This is a genomic window from Glaciimonas sp. GG7, from assembly GCF_052976905.1.
Genome location: NZ_JBRIIQ010000013.1, coordinates 1 through 15,189, shown reverse-complemented (window position 1 = coordinate 15,189; position 15,189 = coordinate 1). Strand labels below are relative to the sequence as shown.

The window sequence follows — 15,189 nt, the reverse complement described above, 5'->3', positions numbered from 1 at the left end:
ATCGCACTATAGGAGCTGTGCGTTTAAAAAACATGGCTTTGCTGTGCGGCCTGCTATTGGCAAGCTTTGCCACTGTGAGTGCGCATGCTGACGTATTGAGCAAAATTCGCGATACCAAAACGATCACAATTGCCTATCGTGATGCTTCATTACCGTTTTCTTTTCTTGACCGCAATATGCAGCCGGTCGGCTATTCGATTGACCTTTGTTTAAAAATTGCAGAGGGTATCAAACAACAATTGAAGCTGCCGCAACTGACGATCGCCTATGTGCCGGTGACTTCATCGACGCGCATCCCGACCATCGAGGCAGGCAAAGCCGATCTTGAGTGTGGTTCCACCACCAATACTGCAGAACGACGCAAACACGTAGCGTTCACGATTGCGCACTTTATCGCTGGGGTGCGGATGATAGTCAGAGCCGATTCCGGTATTCAAAACTGGCCAGATCTGCGAAATAAAAAAGTAGTATCGACCAAGGGCACGACCAGCGTGCAAACGCTGACCGATCGTGGTCAGGTGCGCTCATTGAATATTGTCGTATTAGAGGGCCGTGAGCACGATGATTCTTTCCGGATGGTTGAGGATAAAAGCGTTGACGCTTTTGTGATGGATGATGTGCTGTTGTTTGGTTTGCGTGCAGGATTAAAAAATCCCGCTGCCTATGATGTAGTTGGCGATCCGTTAAGTACCGAGCCCTACGCAATCATGTTGCCCAAGGATGATCCTGCGTTTAAAACGTTAGTTGATCACGAGATGGCATCGATCATCCAAGATGGTGAGTTAACCAAGCTGTATCAAAAATGGTTTTTAAGCCCGATACCAGCAAAAAATAATATCAATTTGAAAATGCCTATGGGGTACTTGTTTAGAGAATCGTTGCGTTTTCCTTCCGATAAAGTTGGAAATTGATCGCGGCGACCAAAATACAGGCAATAAAATGCGCACAGGGCCAACTATAAGAACGGTAAAACGGATAAACCGCCTATAGTTATATGAAGTTAGTTATATCCTGGGGAAGTTGTGCTGCTGTAGTATTGATTTTGTTAAACTATAAACTTATTTTTTTCAGGAGTCGCTATGAAGGTATCAAAGTTAATCGTCGCTCTCATCAGTGTTGGCGTCATTGCCAGCGCTGCACAAGCGCAAGAGCTGACCGGTACGCTAAAAAAGATTAAGGATACTGGCACGATCACGTTAGGTGTACGCGATTCGTCCATTCCATTCTCTTACCTTGACGATAAGCAATCCTATCAGGGTTACTCCATTGATCTGTGCATGAAAGCGGCAACGGCCATTCAGAAGCAACTGGGTCTGACAGCGCTGACTGTCAAAATGGTACCGGTCACATCTGCAACCCGTATCCCTTTGATTTCCAACGGTGCGATTGATTTGTCATGCGACTCCGCAACCAACAATTTTGAGCGTGAAAAGGTTGTCTCTTTTGCGCCCACGATGTTCGTGACAGCCAATCGCATACTGGCTAAAAAATCATCGAATATCGCTAAGCTAGATGATCTGAAGGGAAAGACCGTTGTATCGACTTCCGGTACTTCTAACCTGAAACAACTCACAGAGTTAAATGCAGAGCGCAATCTGGGCATCAATATTTTGGCCGCCAAAGATCACGCCGATGCTTTCCTGATGGTTGAAACCGGTCGTGCTGCAGCGTTTGTCATGGATGACATCTTGCTTTACTCACTGGCTGCCAGCTCGAAGAAGCCTGATGATTACGCCGTGACCAAAGAAGCGTTGTCCGTTGAGCCGTACGGCATCATTGAGCGGAAAGGCGATTTGCCTTTCAAGACCGCCGTCGATACAGCATTGACCAATCTCTACAAGTCAGGTGACATCAATAAAATCTACGCGAAATGGTTCCTGTCGGCGATCCCGCCAAAAGGTATCAACCTCAACGTACCTATGAGCCCGGAGTTGAAAGCAGCATTTGCCAATCCAACGGACTCCGGTGATCCGGCTACTTATGCAGCTGTGCCTCAAGCCCAAAAGGAACTCATTAAGAAAAAATAAGTCGGGTGAAATTAAACAAAACTGGGGGGCGAAAGCCTCCCAGTTTTGTTTTTTGGGGAAAAATTATTGCTGTGCACAAAGTGGGGATTGTTACAACCCGGGTTGACATCGGCAAGATGAATTATGTAATAAGGGGGACTTAATATGCATTACAACTGGAACTGGAACATCTTCTGGCAAATGTCGCCAGATGGCGTCAACACTTATATGCAGACGTTGTTGATGGGGCTGAAATGGACGCTTGCGTTGTCCGCCATGTCCTGGATTATGGCGCTGGTGATTGGTACTGTCGTGGGGACGATTCGCACGATGCCAAATAAATGGGCGGTACGCATTGCCAATGGCTACGTTGAGTTATTCCGTAACATTCCACTCTTGGTTCAAATGTTCTTGTGGTATTACGTGATGCCGGAGTTGGTGCCGACAGGTCTTGGCGACTGGCTCAAAGCGCTGCCGAATGCCGCGTTCATTACCGCTTTTCTCGCATTGGGATTTTTCACCTCATCGCGTGTTGCTGTACAAGTTTCCGCCGGAATCAATGCGTTGCCACGCGGCCAAAAGCTCGCCGGCACCGCGCTTGGCCTGACACTGCCGCAAACCTACCGTTTTGTGCTGCTGCCAATGGCGTTCCGCATCATTGTTCCCGCATTAACGAATGAATTTGCCGCGATCATCAAGAATAGTTCGGTCGCATTGACGATTGGTTTGGTTGAACTGACGGCGGCGACCTATTCGATGCGTGAATTTACCTTCCAGACTTTTGAGTCATTGACGGGCGCAACCGTCATTTACATCATCATCTCCAGCCTGGCCTTGCTGTTAGCGCGTTGGTTAGAGAAAAAAACAGCCGTCCCGGGTTTCATTACGTCCGGTAGCGCCAGCACGGGAGGTCATTAATCATGTTTGCAAATTTCGATTTTGACGTTATCCAACGCTCCTGGTTTTACTTGTTTACGACAGGGATGAAGTTCACGCTGATGCTGACGGTAGCGGCGATGATAGGCGGTATTTTCTTTGGCACGATATTGGCGATGATGCGTTTGTCGCACAACAAAGCGATTTCGTTCATTGCCACTAGCTACGTTAACCTGATTCGCTCAGTGCCATTGGTATTGGTGATTTTCTGGTTCTATTTCCTCGTGCCGTTTATCGGCGCCTGGATTACCGGCGCTTCGCAACCGATACAGGTGGATGCATTTTCCTCGGCGTTGATTACCTTCATCTTGTTTGAGGCCGCGTATTACTGCGAAATTATGCGCTCGGGAATCCAGTCGATTCCACGCGGGCAGGTGTCGGCAGGCTATGCGCTCGGCATGAACTACTGGCAAATGATGGGCAATGTTGTCTTGCCGCAGGCGTTCCGCAATATGATTCCGATCCTGTTTACGCAAACCATCGTCTTGTTTCAGGATGTCTCTTTGGTCTATGTGCTGGGATCGGTACCGGAGTTCGTCACTGTGGCGTCGAAGATTGCGCAGCGCGATGGCCGGTTGGTGGAAATGTATATGTTCGTTGCAGTGGTGTATTTTGTGATGAGTTACGGCCTATCAACACTGGTTAAAAAACTGCAAGAAAAGGTGGCGATTATTCGCTAAAACCGCGCGCCGCAGCTCCCGGAGCGAATGGCGCGTACTTGTAAAACCGCATTTAAGAATCAAGAAATTACGTCAGGAGAATTACCCATGATTGAACTTAATAATGTCAGCAAATGGTACGGTCAGTTTCAGGTCTTGACCGATTGTACAACCCGGGTTGCCAAGGGCGATGTAGTAGTGGTGTGCGGTCCTTCCGGCTCCGGTAAGTCGACCCTGATTAAAACGGTCAATGGCCTTGAGCCGTTTCAAAAGGGCGATATCACGGTCGATGGTATTTCGGTCGGCGATCCTAAAACCAATCTCTCTAAATTGCGTGCGCGCATCGGCATGGTGTTTCAGAATTTTGAACTGTTTCCGCATTTGTCGATTCGTGAAAATCTGACCATCGGTCAAATCAAGGTACTGGGCCGCAGCGTTGATGAGGCCACTGAAAAGGGTTTGAAGTATCTGGATCGCGTAGGTCTGATTGCGCAAAAGGATAAATTCCCCGGTCAGTTGTCCGGTGGTCAACAACAGCGCGTCGCCATTGCGCGCGCGCTGTCAATGGACCCGATTGCGATGTTGTTCGATGAGCCAACCTCAGCGCTTGATCCGGAAATGATTAACGAAGTATTGGACGTCATGGTTGGTCTGGCGCAAGAAGGCATGACCATGATGGTCGTCACGCATGAAATGGGTTTTGCTAAAAAAGTGGCTAATCGCGTCATCTTTATGGATCAGGGTTTGATCGTTGAAGACTGCAAAAAAGAGGAGTTTTTCGGTGCGCCGCGCTCGGATCGTGCGCGGGACTTCCTGGCGAAAATCATTCATTAATTGATAGTCTGATAAATGGTTGGCGTAGAGCCGCTTCGGTGCGAAACCGAAGCGGCTCTTTTATTATGCTGCTGTAAAATGTCCGCTTTACACCATCAACTTTGCCATGCTTGCCGCCAAACCCTATCTCCGCGCATTGAAAATCAATCCCGACAAAGAGATCGATTTTGATGCCTATCCGTTTTCCATTCCTGCGGTGCGCGAACTAGAACAGCTCGATTTTCATCCTGACGTGACTTTTCTGGTCGGTGAAAACGGCGCTGGCAAATCGACGTTGTTGGAAGCGATGGCGATTGCCTGGGGTTTTAATGCTGAGGGCGGTAATCAAAACACCTTGTTTTCGACCATCGATGCGCACTCTGATTTACATACGTATCTGCGCACCGTAAAAAGCTTTAAGCGTCCTAAAACCGGGTATTTTTTGCGCGCAGAAAGTTTTTTTAACGTCGCCACCAAGATCCAGGAACTTGATAACGGTGGCGGGCTGATTAGCCGCTCTTACGGCGAAAAAGCGTTACACAAACAATCACACGGCGAGTCTTTTTTAGCTGTGCTGCAAAACAAATTTCGGCCAGACGGTTTTTATATGTTGGATGAGCCAGAGTCTGCGCTTTCACCGAATCGGCAATTGGCGGCCTTGGCAATTATTCATCGCTTAGTCCAGCGTAACTGCCAATTCATCATCGCCACACACTCCCCGATTTTGCTCGCGTATCCGCACGCTAAAATTTATTTGTTGGACCAAAGTGGCCTCACAGAAACTTGCTACGAAGATACCGAGCACTACACGATTACCCGCCATTTCCTCAATAATCCAGCCCGCATGCTGGAACAACTTTTTGCAGAAGAGACTGAAGATGATTAATACCCTGACCATCACCCGGCCCGACGATTGGCATTTGCATCTGCGCGATGGCGATGTCATGGCCAGCGTGTTGCCCGACAGTGCGCGCCAGTTTGGACGGGCGATAGTCATGCCGAATCTGAAGCCGCCCGTGACCACGGTTGCCCAAGCTGCGGCCTACCGCGAGCGGATTCTGGCAGCGGTCCCTGAGGGGGTGTCGTTCGAGCCATTGATGACGCTGTACCTGACCAATAACACGCCGCCGGACGAAATCCGACGAGCGCAAGAGTCGGGCTTTGTGCATGCCGTGAAGTTGTATCCGGCCGGAGCGACCACTAATTCGGATGCTGGTGTGACCGATCTGACCAAATGCTATAAGACCCTGGAAGTGATGCAAGAACTCGGGATGCCATTTTTGGTACACGGCGAAGTCACCGATCCGGCGATTGATATTTTTGACCGCGAAGCCGTCTTTATCGAGCGCGTGATGCAACCCCTGCGCCACGATATGCCAGCGTTGAAAGTAGTGTTTGAACACATCACCACCAAAGATGCGGCGCAGTATGTCGCCGCTGGCGAAGGTCCGATTGCCGCCACCGTCACGGCGCATCATTTGCTCTATAACCGTAATGAAATTTTTAAGGGCGGAATTCGTCCGCATTATTATTGCCTGCCGATTCTCAAGCGCGAAGAGCACCGTCTGGCGTTGGTGGCGGCTGTGACTTCGGGCAGCGACCGGTTTTTCCTTGGCACCGATTCCGCGCCGCATCCTAAGGGTTTGAAAGAGCATGCCTGCGGTTGCGCCGGTTGTTATACCGCGTTGCACGCTCTGGAGTTGTATGCGCAAGCCTTCGATCAGGTTGGGGCGTTGGATCAATTGGAAGCGTTTGCGAGTTTCAATGGTCCGGCGTTTTATAACCTGCCGCGGAATCAGGATTCGGTGACCTTGCGGCGTCAAGCCTGGACTATCCCGGCAGAATTGCCGATGGGCAATACCACGATGGTGCCGTTAAATGGTGGTGAGGTTATCAATTGGCAATTGGTATAAAAGTTACCAGGAAAAACAACCACACCTCAAAAATCGCACTCTATGGTGCGATTTTTGCATGTGAGGGGATAATTGTTTTGTTTTTGTAGTATTGTCCGCCCCCTGTGCTAGCGTCTTAGGTTGACGTTGCGCAACATAACCGATGTTTTACTGGCCTTGTAGATGCATAACCTGCGTATTGTGGTTGTCAATCCGGTTGCCATTGATGATGGTGATCATGATCCTGCGTTCACCGCACAGGCGGCGCGCAGCAGCGCATTGCACATCGGATTACTGCAGGCTGGCTATCACATTATCGCCTCGTTGCCAGCCGACCTTTACCTGCCGGACCGGATCGCGCAATTGCAGCCGGACATGATTATTATCGATGCAGAGTCAGACGCCCGCGATGTGCTAGAGCACGTTGTCATCGCCACACGCGACGCACGCCGGGCTATCGTTCTGTTTACCGAGGACGAAAAAAAATCCAGTATGGAGGCGGCCATGGCTGCCGGTGTCTCGGCCTATGTCGTTGCCGGCTTGCAAACTGCGCGTATTAAGCCGGTGCTGGAAGTCGCCATGCTGCGTTTCAATCAAGAGCAGAAGCTGCTCAACGAATTGTCGGATACCAAACTCAAGCTGGCCGATCGCAAAGTGATCGATCGCGCCAAGGGTTTGTTGATGGAGCGGGGGCAACTCAGCGAGCAAGACGCGTTTAAAAAATTGCGAGGTCTGGCGATGGACAAGAATTTAAAGTTATCCGAAGTTGCCCAGCGGATTATTGATGCTAATGATTTGTTGGGTTGATCGCTGATCAATATCGTCTTCTCTGCGTTCTCTTTTCCCTTTCCTCCTTTTTCTTCGGCCTGATATTTGCACCAACAAGATTAACAACTCTGGTGCACTGCACAAACTAAGTGCGCATTCCTACACAGAATTCCCGACGCTATTCCATAAAGCCGCTGGCACGCCATTTGCGTAAGTAAGTCTATGCGCCAATGCTGGTGCAGCTGGACATGGCCAACGGCGGTCAGTCCACAAAGACAAAGGTGTCTTCCCGAATTGATCAGGTGATGGTCATCGCGGGACGACGCCTTTTTTATTGTCGGAACCAAGTGGAGCTCACGCTATGGACTCAAAAGTTACTGTGCCAATCATCGTTCCCGTTGCTGTAGAAAATCCTAAGCGGCGTCAACTCATTCACACCGCGAGCATTGCGGCAGGAGCCAGTATGTTGGGACTAGTTAGCGGCGGCGTGTGGGCCGCTGGTTCGGATAAACCGGAAAAAACCGAAGTCAGAATCGGCTTTATTCCGCTGACCGATTGCGCCTCGGTCGTGATGGCGTCGGTATTGGGTTTGGACCAAAAATACGGCATCAAAATTGTCCTCAGCAAAGAGGCGTCCTGGGCGGGCGTGCGCGATAAGTTGACCAATGGTGAATTGGACGCAGCGCATGTGCTGTCGGGCCTGATTTATGGCGTCCAGATGGGGGTCGGCGGGCAGAAAAAAGACATGGCGATTCTGATGGGCCTCAACAATAACGGGCAGGCTATTACGCTGTCTAAAAAGCTGGCCGACAAAGGCGCGGTAGATGGCGCATCGCTGGCAAAACTGATGGCGACCGACAAGCGCGAATATACCTTTGCCCAGACGTTTCCGACCGGTACCCACGCGATGTGGCTGTACTACTGGATGGCGGCTAATGGTATTAATCCGATGAAAGATGCGAAGGTCATTACCGTACCACCGCCACAAATGGTGGCCAATATGCGGGTCGGCAATATGGATGGTTTTTGCGTTGGTGAACCGTGGGGGCATCGGGCGATTGTCGATGGTGTCGGCATCACAGCGATCACCACGCAAGAGATTTGGAAAGACCATCCTGAGAAAGTATTGGGTACTACGGCTGAGTTCGTTAAGCAAAATCCCAATACTTGCCGCGCCTTGATTGCGGCCGTGCTCGATGCCAGCAAATGGATCGACGCCTCGCTGGCGAACAAAAACAAAATGGCCGAAGTCATCGCCGATAAATCCTATGTCAATACCAGCAAGGATGTGATCGATCAACGCATCATGGGCCGCTATCAGAATGGCCTTGGCAAGACGTGGGACGATCCGAATTACATGAAGTTTTATAACGACGGTCTGGTCAATTTTCCGTATCTGTCAGACGGTATGTGGTTCATGACGCAGCACCGTCGCTGGGGCTTGCTCAAGAGCGATCCTGACTACTTGGCCGTGGCGACATCGGTGAGTCAGATTGCACTTTATAAAGAGGCTGCAACGCTGACTAAAACCAGCGTGCCGAAGGACGTGATGCGGACTTCCAAGTTGATCGATGGCGTGGTCTGGGATGGTAAAAATCCTGCGGCTTATGCGGCGTCGTTCAAGATTCGCGCTTAAGTTTGATGGCGCTATAACCGTTCATTTTTGATCCAGTACATCGTAAAACTCGGGAGTTTGTATGAACGCAATTGTCAAGTCCACGACCGTTACCAGCGGCGATGGTACAACCCTGTCAACGGTCGCCAGATCGCCTCAAAAAATCGTCCGGCGGCGCAGTACGATGAGTCCGAAAGTGATGGTGGTGGTGGCACCATTGTTGGGTCTGGCTTTTCTGGTTTTGGTCTGGCAATTGATTGCGATGAACAATAGTCAGTTTCCGACGCCGCTTGTGACGCTGAAGGAGGCGATTGTATTATTTTCCCATCCGTTTTATCGCACCGGGCCGAACGATCAGGGTATCGGCTGGAATATTTTGGCTTCGCTGCAACGGGTGGCAATTGGCTTTGGTCTGGCTGCCGTGGTCGGGATTCCGCTGGGTTTCATCATTGGGCGCTTTCAATTTGTATCGCGCATGTTCGGGCCGATTATCAGTCTGTTGAAACCGGTCTCGCCATTGGCTTGGTTGCCGATTGGTTTGTTGGTATTAAAGTCAGCCAATCCGGCAGCGATCTGGTCGATTTTCATTTGCTCGATATGGCCCATGGTGATCAATACCGCCGTCGGTGTGCAACGTGTGCCGCAGGATTATATGAACGTGGCGCGGGTGTTGAATTTGTCGGAATGGAAGATCGTCACCAAGATACTTTTCCCCTCCGTTTTGCCCTACATGCTAACTGGGGTACGTCTGGCGATCGGGACCGCATGGCTGGTCATTGTGGCTGCTGAAATGTTGACGGGCGGCGTCGGTATCGGTTTTTGGGTGTGGGATGAATGGAACAATTTGAATGTGCCGCACATCATCATCGCCATTGTGGTTATTGGCGTGGTGGGCTTGTTGCTGGAGCAGCTTTTGGTGGCGTTGGCGAAGGCGTTCACTTACGAGCAGGTGAGTAACTAATTCCGTCTCAGTTACAGCAGAATTACAGGGGAAAAATATGGCACTGCGCGACGATAAATTTATCGATATTCATCAGGCTGAAATGGTGTTCCACACACGCAAGGGTGATTTTCATGCGCTGCGTGACATCAATCTGACCGTGCGTAAGGGCGAGTTTGTGACCTTGATCGGTCACTCCGGCTGCGGCAAGTCGACTTTGTTGAATCTGATTGCGGGTTTGTTAAAGCCGAGCGATGGCGTTTTGCTGTGCGCCAATCGGGAAATAGCGGGGCCGTCGCCGCAACGCGCTGTGGTATTTCAGAATCATTCTTTGTTGCCTTGGCTGAGTTGTTTTGAGAATGTTTTTCTGGGCGTTGAGCGGGTATTTTCTGCGACCGAAAATAAGACGCAATTAAAAGAGCGCACCAATGCCGCATTGGCGTTGGTGGGTTTGACGACCTCTGCACAGAAGCGCCCGAACGAGATTTCCGGCGGCATGAAGCAGCGCGTCGGTATCGCCCGGGCATTGGCGATGGAGCCGAAAGTATTGCTGCTCGACGAGCCTTTCGGCGCACTCGATGCGCTCACCCGCGCCCATTTGCAAGACGAGCTGCTCAAGATCGTGGCCAAGACTGAATCAACGGTGGTGATGGTGACCCACGATGTGGATGAGGCGGTGTTGCTGTCGGATCGCATCGTCATGATGACCAATGGGCCAGCGGCGACGATCGGTGACATCGTTGAAGTACGTTTGCCGCGACCGCGTGAGAGGGTGGCGCTGGCGCAGGATGCGTTGTATGCCGAATATCGGACTTCTGTGCTTGAATTTTTGTATCGCAAGCACCGCAGCCCGGCGGAGCAAGCCGCCTGACAGGCGAAACTAGTGGAGGCCGGGTGGAGTGCGCTGTAAAATGTGTGCGAAATGTCTACCTCGTCCCTTTCCTCATCTACCCATTTTCTTTATGCGATCAATTGGCAGCAGCCTTGGCTGTCGCCTTTTCGTGAATTAGGTGCGCAATTTTCTGCTACGCAAGATTGGCGCGCAGTGCTCAATACCGCCGCGACTGAGCGCGATATTCGCAATCATCTTGGCCTGCCGATCGCCTTTGTTGCGCAAACGGCGTTGCCTGCCGGTACCGCCTATGAAGCCTTCATCAGCGACACCGGCTGCGTGCCGACGCGGGATAATCTCCACGACTTTTTAAACGCGCTGATCTGGCTCTCATTTCCGGCAGGCAAGGCGCGCCTCAATGCGTTGCAGGCGGCTGAACTGGCCAAAGTATCTGGCAGCGGTAAGCCACGTGGTGCTGCGCGCGATGCGGCGACGATTTTTGATGAAAATGCAGCGTTGCTGTTGTTGCGTGATACTACAGCCGGAGCATCATTGATTGCGGCGTTGCGGGAACATCGATGGCGCGAGGCGTTTATTGTGCAGCGCTCGGCATTTGGAACGGATGCAGAGGTGTGGCTTTTCGGCCATGCGCTGGTAGAAAAACTGGTGCGGCCGTACAAGGCGATTACCGCGCATACATTGATCGTGCTGACACCCGATGATTTTTTTGCGCAAGACGTAGCGGCAAAAATGCGCTGGATTGATAGGTATATTGCCGGGCATTTGATGCAGCAGGGGATAACTATCGGGCAATTAACGCCCTTACCAGTGCTGGGTGTGCCGGGCTGGTCGGGCAATCAGGATGAGGCGTTTTATGCGGATGCGACGGTATTTCGGCCGAAAAAACGCTTTGCTGGCTAAAGCTCTAAGATGACGGATGCCTGATTCCTTTAATAAATATTTGTATTGGTCATATACATGCCATTTTTAGACAAAATGATTATCGATTTTGATCGCGCATTGCGCGTCATGGGTGGTGTCGCTTCCGCATCCCGTCTCAATCCTGCGTCGCATATCATCGAGACCATGCTGGACGCCGATCAGCAACGCCATAGCGCAGGCTTGATGCGGGTCAATCATGTTGGTGAGGTCTGCGCGCAGGCGCTGTACGACGCGCAGGGGCGCTTTGCGAAAAGCCAGCCGGTCAAGCAGCAATGTGCGGAAGCCGGGCGAGAAGAGGCCGACCATTTGGCGTGGACGGCAGAACGTTTGCGTGAACTGGGTTCGCGCATAAGTTTGCTTAATCCCTTGTGGTATGCCGGGGCCTATGCGCTGGGAACTGTGGCGGCGCATTTGGGTGATGCGCGTAGTCTGGGGTTTGTGACGGAAACCGAGCGCCAGGTTGAGGCGCATCTGACCAGTCATCTGACGGAGTTACCTGAGCAGGATATAAAATCCCGTGCGATTGTGGTGCAAATGCGTGAGGATGAAATTGCCCATGGTGCGGCGGCTAAAGCCTTGGGCGGGACGGACTTGCCGCTACCGGCGCAAAAGGTGATGCAAGGGATGTCAAAAGTGATGACCAGTATTGCGTATTATATTTAAGCCCGGTCTGGTCTTTCCCCAAAAAAATAGCCCGACTTCAAGTCGGGCTATTTTAATTATGGGAACCGATCAGGAAGTTGGTGGCAATTCCGCCAAATCATCGATAATTTCATAGCTATGCGTCATTTCCGCAGTCTTCTCCAGCATGATCGAGGCCGAGCAGTATTTTTCATGCGATAGCTTGATCGCGCGTTCGACGACGTTTGTCTTGAGGTTGCGGCCACGTACGGTGAAATGAAAATTAATCTTGGTAAACACCTTCGGGTCTTTTTCTGCCCGCTCGGAGGTCAGCTTGACCTCGCAGCCGCGGATGTCCTGGCCGCTTTTTCGCAGAATCAAGACAACGTCGTAAGCGGTGCAGCCGCCGGTCCCGGCTAGTACCAGTTCCATCGGTCGCGGTGCCAGGTTGCGACCGCCGCCATCCGGGGCACCGTCCATCGTGACGGCATGGCCGGAGCCGGTTTCGGCCAAAAATGTCATCCCGGACAAGCCTGTCCAACGTACTGTGCATTCCATATATTCTCGCTGACTGATTAAATGATCGGAATATTTTAACTGCTCTTCTTGTTTGCTGTTTCGGATGGATTTATTTGCAAGTATTTGTTGGTGTGGGAAGTGGTTTTAAAAAATGTTGCAATGCAACATTTTTTGTATAAAAAACATATATCCATATGAAAAAAACAGATATTTCATTGGGTTTAATATGATTTCTATAGGGAAATCCTGAAAATCACTTTGCGATTCATATTCAGGTATTTTTCTTGCGCTGCACAATTCCGTCTGCTAAGATGATTACACTGAGTGCCGCAAAGATTTTTCGGCAATCGCCAATGTCTCCTCCACTCTCCTCGTAGTGTGGATTGAGCCCGAAACCACGTTGTTCGGGCTTTTTTTTGTCTTTTAAAAAGACCACATTCGCATTTACAACAGTTTTCCTCCGGATGCTCTTTCAGATTCCCCTATTCCCCTTTAATGAATTTGACGCCGGGTTATTGAAAACGTTATAATCCACGGCTTTTCCGTTTGCTCAGGAAAAGATTACAAGGCAGAGTCTGGCGTCAAAGCAGGGCAAAAACAGATGTTTTCATGTGTTTTTGATAGCGCCGGAACCACCATTTGAGCGAATTAAACTAGTTAGGAAGTCAACATGAAAACTTTTTCCGCTAAAGGACATGAAGTCCAGCGTAATTGGTACGTGGTTGACGCGACGGACAAAGTCCTCGGACGTGTTGCCAGCGAAGTGGCACTCCGATTGCGCGGCAAACACAAACCAGAATTTACTCCCCACGTCGACACTGGCGATTTCATCGTCGTTATCAATGCTGGAAAATTGCGTGTTACTGGCGCAAAAGCAACCGACAAGACGTATTTCCGTCACTCCGGTTACCCAGGTGGTATCTACGAGACCAATTTCCAGAAAATGCAACAGCGTTTTCCAGGTCGTGCGTTAGAAAAAGCAGTCAAAGGCATGTTGCCTAAAGGCCCGCTTGGCTACGCCATGATCAAGAAGCTGAAAGTGTACGCAGATGGTTCCCATCCGCATGCCGCGCAGCAACCATTAGTTCTTGAACTCTAAGGAATCGACATGATCGGTAACTACAATTACGGAACCGGCCGTCGCAAGAGTGCAGTGGCCCGTGTTTTCATCAAGTCCGGCACAGGCCAGATTATTGTCAACGGTAAGCCAGCGGAAGAGTATTTTTCGCGCAAAACCGGTTTGATGGTGATCAGCCAGCCATTGGTACTGACTAACAATGTCGAAACTTTCGACATCAAAGTCAATGTCAACGGCGGCGGCGAGTCTGGCCAAGCTGGTGCGGTTCGTCACGGTATTACACGTGCACTGATCGACTACGATGCTTCTTTGAAACCAGAACTGTCAAAAGCTGGTTTTGTTACACGTGATGCACGTGAAGTTGAGCGTAAAAAAGTCGGTCTGCGCAAAGCGCGTCGCGCAAAGCAATTCTCGAAGCGTTAATATTCGCTTTTGGATCAAGAAAAACCGCCCGGTTTGCGCCTGGCGGTTTTTTTTTGCCATGTTTATTTCGACGTTGCTGTTTAGTGTGCTGCTTAGTATTTTTTATCTACAGGAAGTAATCGTAAGGGCTGCTAAAATATACGGCTACCTTTTTGGTAGCTATGTCGAAGCAGGCTGGCTCACAAGGCATCTATAGTTTTCATGCAAGGATACAAAATGATTAAGGTCGGAATCGTTGGGGGCACCGGATATACCGGCGTCGAGTTGCTGCGTTTGCTGGCAACCCATCCACAAGTACAACTGATGGCGGTTACCTCGCGCAAAGAGGATGGAACGCCGATTGCCGACATGTATCCATCATTACGCGGTCGTGTTGCGCTGGCTTTTTCCAGCCCGGAAAACGCACATTTGCAAGATTGTGATGTGGTGTTTTTTGCAACGCCGCACGGCGTCGCGATGGCGCAAGCCCCAGAATTATTAGCCGCTGGTGTCAAAGTAATCGATCTGGCGGCAGATTTTCGGTTGCAGGACACCGCCGTGTTTGAAAAATGGTACAAGCAGCCACACAGTTGCCCGGAACTCCTGAAAGAAGCGGTCTACGGCTTGCCTGAGTTAAACCGTGCATCGATCAAAGAGGCGCGTCTGGTCGGTAACCCGGGCTGCTATCCAACGACCATGCAATTGGGCTTGGCACCGTTACTCAGGGCGGGGGTGATTGATGCGGGGAACCTGATTGCCGATTGTAAATCTGGTGTTTCCGGCGCTGGCCGTAAAGCGGAAGTAGCGATGTTGTTCTCCGAGGCAAGTGATAATTTCAAGGCCTACGGCGTATCGGGCCATCGCCATTTGCCTGAAACATTGGAGCAATTGGCGAAGCTGACGGAAGATAAAGTCGGTTTGTTGTTTACGCCGCATTTGGTGCCGATGATCCGTGGGATGCATTCAACCTTGTATGCGCGTCTGAACAAGAAATTCGACAACGTTGCGCTGCAAGCATTGTTTGAGGACGCCTACAAAAATGAACCGTTCGTTGATGTGATGCCGTTCGGCTCGCACCCCGAAACCCGTTCAACGCGCAGTTCGAACATGCTGCGTATTGCGCTTCAATCGATTCGTGCTCGATGAACCGGGCGCTTAGAGAAGCT

At 50.7% G+C, this 15,189-nt stretch carries 16 protein-coding genes and 1 pseudogene; 16 read left to right on the top strand and 1 reads right to left on the bottom strand.

What is annotated here, in order from left to right; genetic code table 11:
* Positions 1-32 precede the first annotated feature (32 nt).
* The 13 genes from ACVBEF_RS05475 to coq7 all read left to right on the top strand — a co-directional run bounded on the left by ACVBEF_RS05475 (position 33) and on the right by coq7 (position 12,066).
* Entirely contained in the window at positions 33-911 is an 879-nt protein-coding gene (locus ACVBEF_RS05475) for an amino acid ABC transporter substrate-binding protein (protein WP_447122951.1), read from the top strand.
* A gap of 168 nt (positions 912-1,079) precedes the next feature.
* Positions 1,080-2,027: an amino acid ABC transporter substrate-binding protein gene (locus ACVBEF_RS05470; protein WP_447122930.1), complete on the top strand. Its 948-nt coding sequence runs from the start codon at positions 1,080-1,082 to the stop codon at positions 2,025-2,027.
* A gap of 144 nt (positions 2,028-2,171) precedes the next feature.
* Entirely contained in the window at positions 2,172-2,924 is a 753-nt protein-coding gene (locus tag ACVBEF_RS05465) for an amino acid ABC transporter permease (RefSeq protein ID WP_447122929.1), read from the top strand.
* 2 nt (positions 2,925-2,926) lie between these two features.
* Positions 2,927-3,622 carry an amino acid ABC transporter permease gene (locus ACVBEF_RS05460; RefSeq protein WP_447122928.1) on the top strand — a complete coding sequence of 232 codons (696 nt, stop codon included), beginning with the start codon at positions 2,927-2,929 and terminating at the stop codon, positions 3,620-3,622.
* Between the two features lie 87 nt (positions 3,623-3,709).
* Entirely contained in the window at positions 3,710-4,435 is a 726-nt protein-coding gene (locus ACVBEF_RS05455) for an amino acid ABC transporter ATP-binding protein (protein ID WP_447122927.1), read from the top strand.
* 106 nt (positions 4,436-4,541) lie between these two features.
* Positions 4,542-5,300 carry an AAA family ATPase gene (locus tag ACVBEF_RS05450; protein ID WP_447122926.1) on the top strand — a complete coding sequence of 253 codons (759 nt, stop codon included), beginning with the start codon at positions 4,542-4,544 and terminating at the stop codon, positions 5,298-5,300.
* A complete protein-coding gene (gene pyrC, locus ACVBEF_RS05445) occupies positions 5,293-6,327 on the top strand; it encodes a dihydroorotase (protein ID WP_447122925.1) in 1,035 nt (344 codons plus the stop codon). The genes ACVBEF_RS05450 and pyrC overlap by 8 nt, the downstream gene beginning before the upstream one ends.
* 162 nt (positions 6,328-6,489) lie before the next feature.
* Positions 6,490-7,113: an ANTAR domain-containing response regulator gene (locus ACVBEF_RS05440; protein WP_447122924.1), complete on the top strand. Its 624-nt coding sequence runs from the start codon at positions 6,490-6,492 to the stop codon at positions 7,111-7,113.
* Between the two features lie 322 nt (positions 7,114-7,435).
* Entirely contained in the window at positions 7,436-8,710 is a 1,275-nt protein-coding gene (locus ACVBEF_RS05435) for a CmpA/NrtA family ABC transporter substrate-binding protein (RefSeq protein WP_447122923.1), read from the top strand.
* Between the two features lie 163 nt (positions 8,711-8,873).
* The gene (ntrB, locus tag ACVBEF_RS05430; RefSeq protein ID WP_447122950.1) at positions 8,874-9,650 is read left to right on the top strand and encodes a nitrate ABC transporter permease; all 777 of its coding nucleotides are present in this window, start codon (positions 8,874-8,876) and stop codon (positions 9,648-9,650) included.
* 37 nt (positions 9,651-9,687) lie between these two features.
* Entirely contained in the window at positions 9,688-10,500 is an 813-nt protein-coding gene (locus ACVBEF_RS05425; RefSeq protein WP_447122922.1) for an ABC transporter ATP-binding protein, read from the top strand.
* Positions 10,501-10,551: 51 nt separating this feature from the next.
* The gene (locus ACVBEF_RS05420) at positions 10,552-11,382 is read left to right on the top strand and encodes a DUF3025 domain-containing protein (RefSeq protein ID WP_447122921.1); all 831 of its coding nucleotides are present in this window, start codon (positions 10,552-10,554) and stop codon (positions 11,380-11,382) included.
* A gap of 57 nt (positions 11,383-11,439) precedes the next feature.
* Positions 11,440-12,066 carry a 2-polyprenyl-3-methyl-6-methoxy-1,4-benzoquinone monooxygenase gene (coq7, locus tag ACVBEF_RS05415; RefSeq protein WP_447122920.1) on the top strand — a complete coding sequence of 209 codons (627 nt, stop codon included), beginning with the start codon at positions 11,440-11,442 and terminating at the stop codon, positions 12,064-12,066.
* Between the two features lie 69 nt (positions 12,067-12,135).
* On the opposite strand, the gene ACVBEF_RS05410 is transcribed toward coq7, so the two are convergent.
* Positions 12,136-12,582: an OsmC family protein gene (locus tag ACVBEF_RS05410; protein WP_447122919.1), complete on the bottom strand. Its 447-nt coding sequence runs from the start codon at positions 12,580-12,582 to the stop codon at positions 12,136-12,138.
* A 631-nt stretch (positions 12,583-13,213) separates the two neighbouring features.
* Between ACVBEF_RS05410 and rplM the strand changes: the two genes are divergently transcribed.
* From rplM to argC, 3 genes and pseudogenes are all read left to right on the top strand, one after another.
* A complete protein-coding gene (rplM, locus tag ACVBEF_RS05405) occupies positions 13,214-13,642 on the top strand; it encodes a 50S ribosomal protein L13 (protein ID WP_108442890.1) in 429 nt (142 codons plus the stop codon).
* Positions 13,643-13,651: 9 nt separating this feature from the next.
* Positions 13,652-14,044 carry a 30S ribosomal protein S9 gene (rpsI, locus tag ACVBEF_RS05400; protein WP_447122918.1) on the top strand — a complete coding sequence of 131 codons (393 nt, stop codon included), beginning with the start codon at positions 13,652-13,654 and terminating at the stop codon, positions 14,042-14,044.
* Between the two features lie 216 nt (positions 14,045-14,260).
* A pseudogene (gene argC / locus ACVBEF_RS05395) lies at positions 14,261-15,148 on the top strand (N-acetyl-gamma-glutamyl-phosphate reductase); the annotation flags it as partial.
* Positions 15,149-15,189 lie beyond the last annotated feature (41 nt).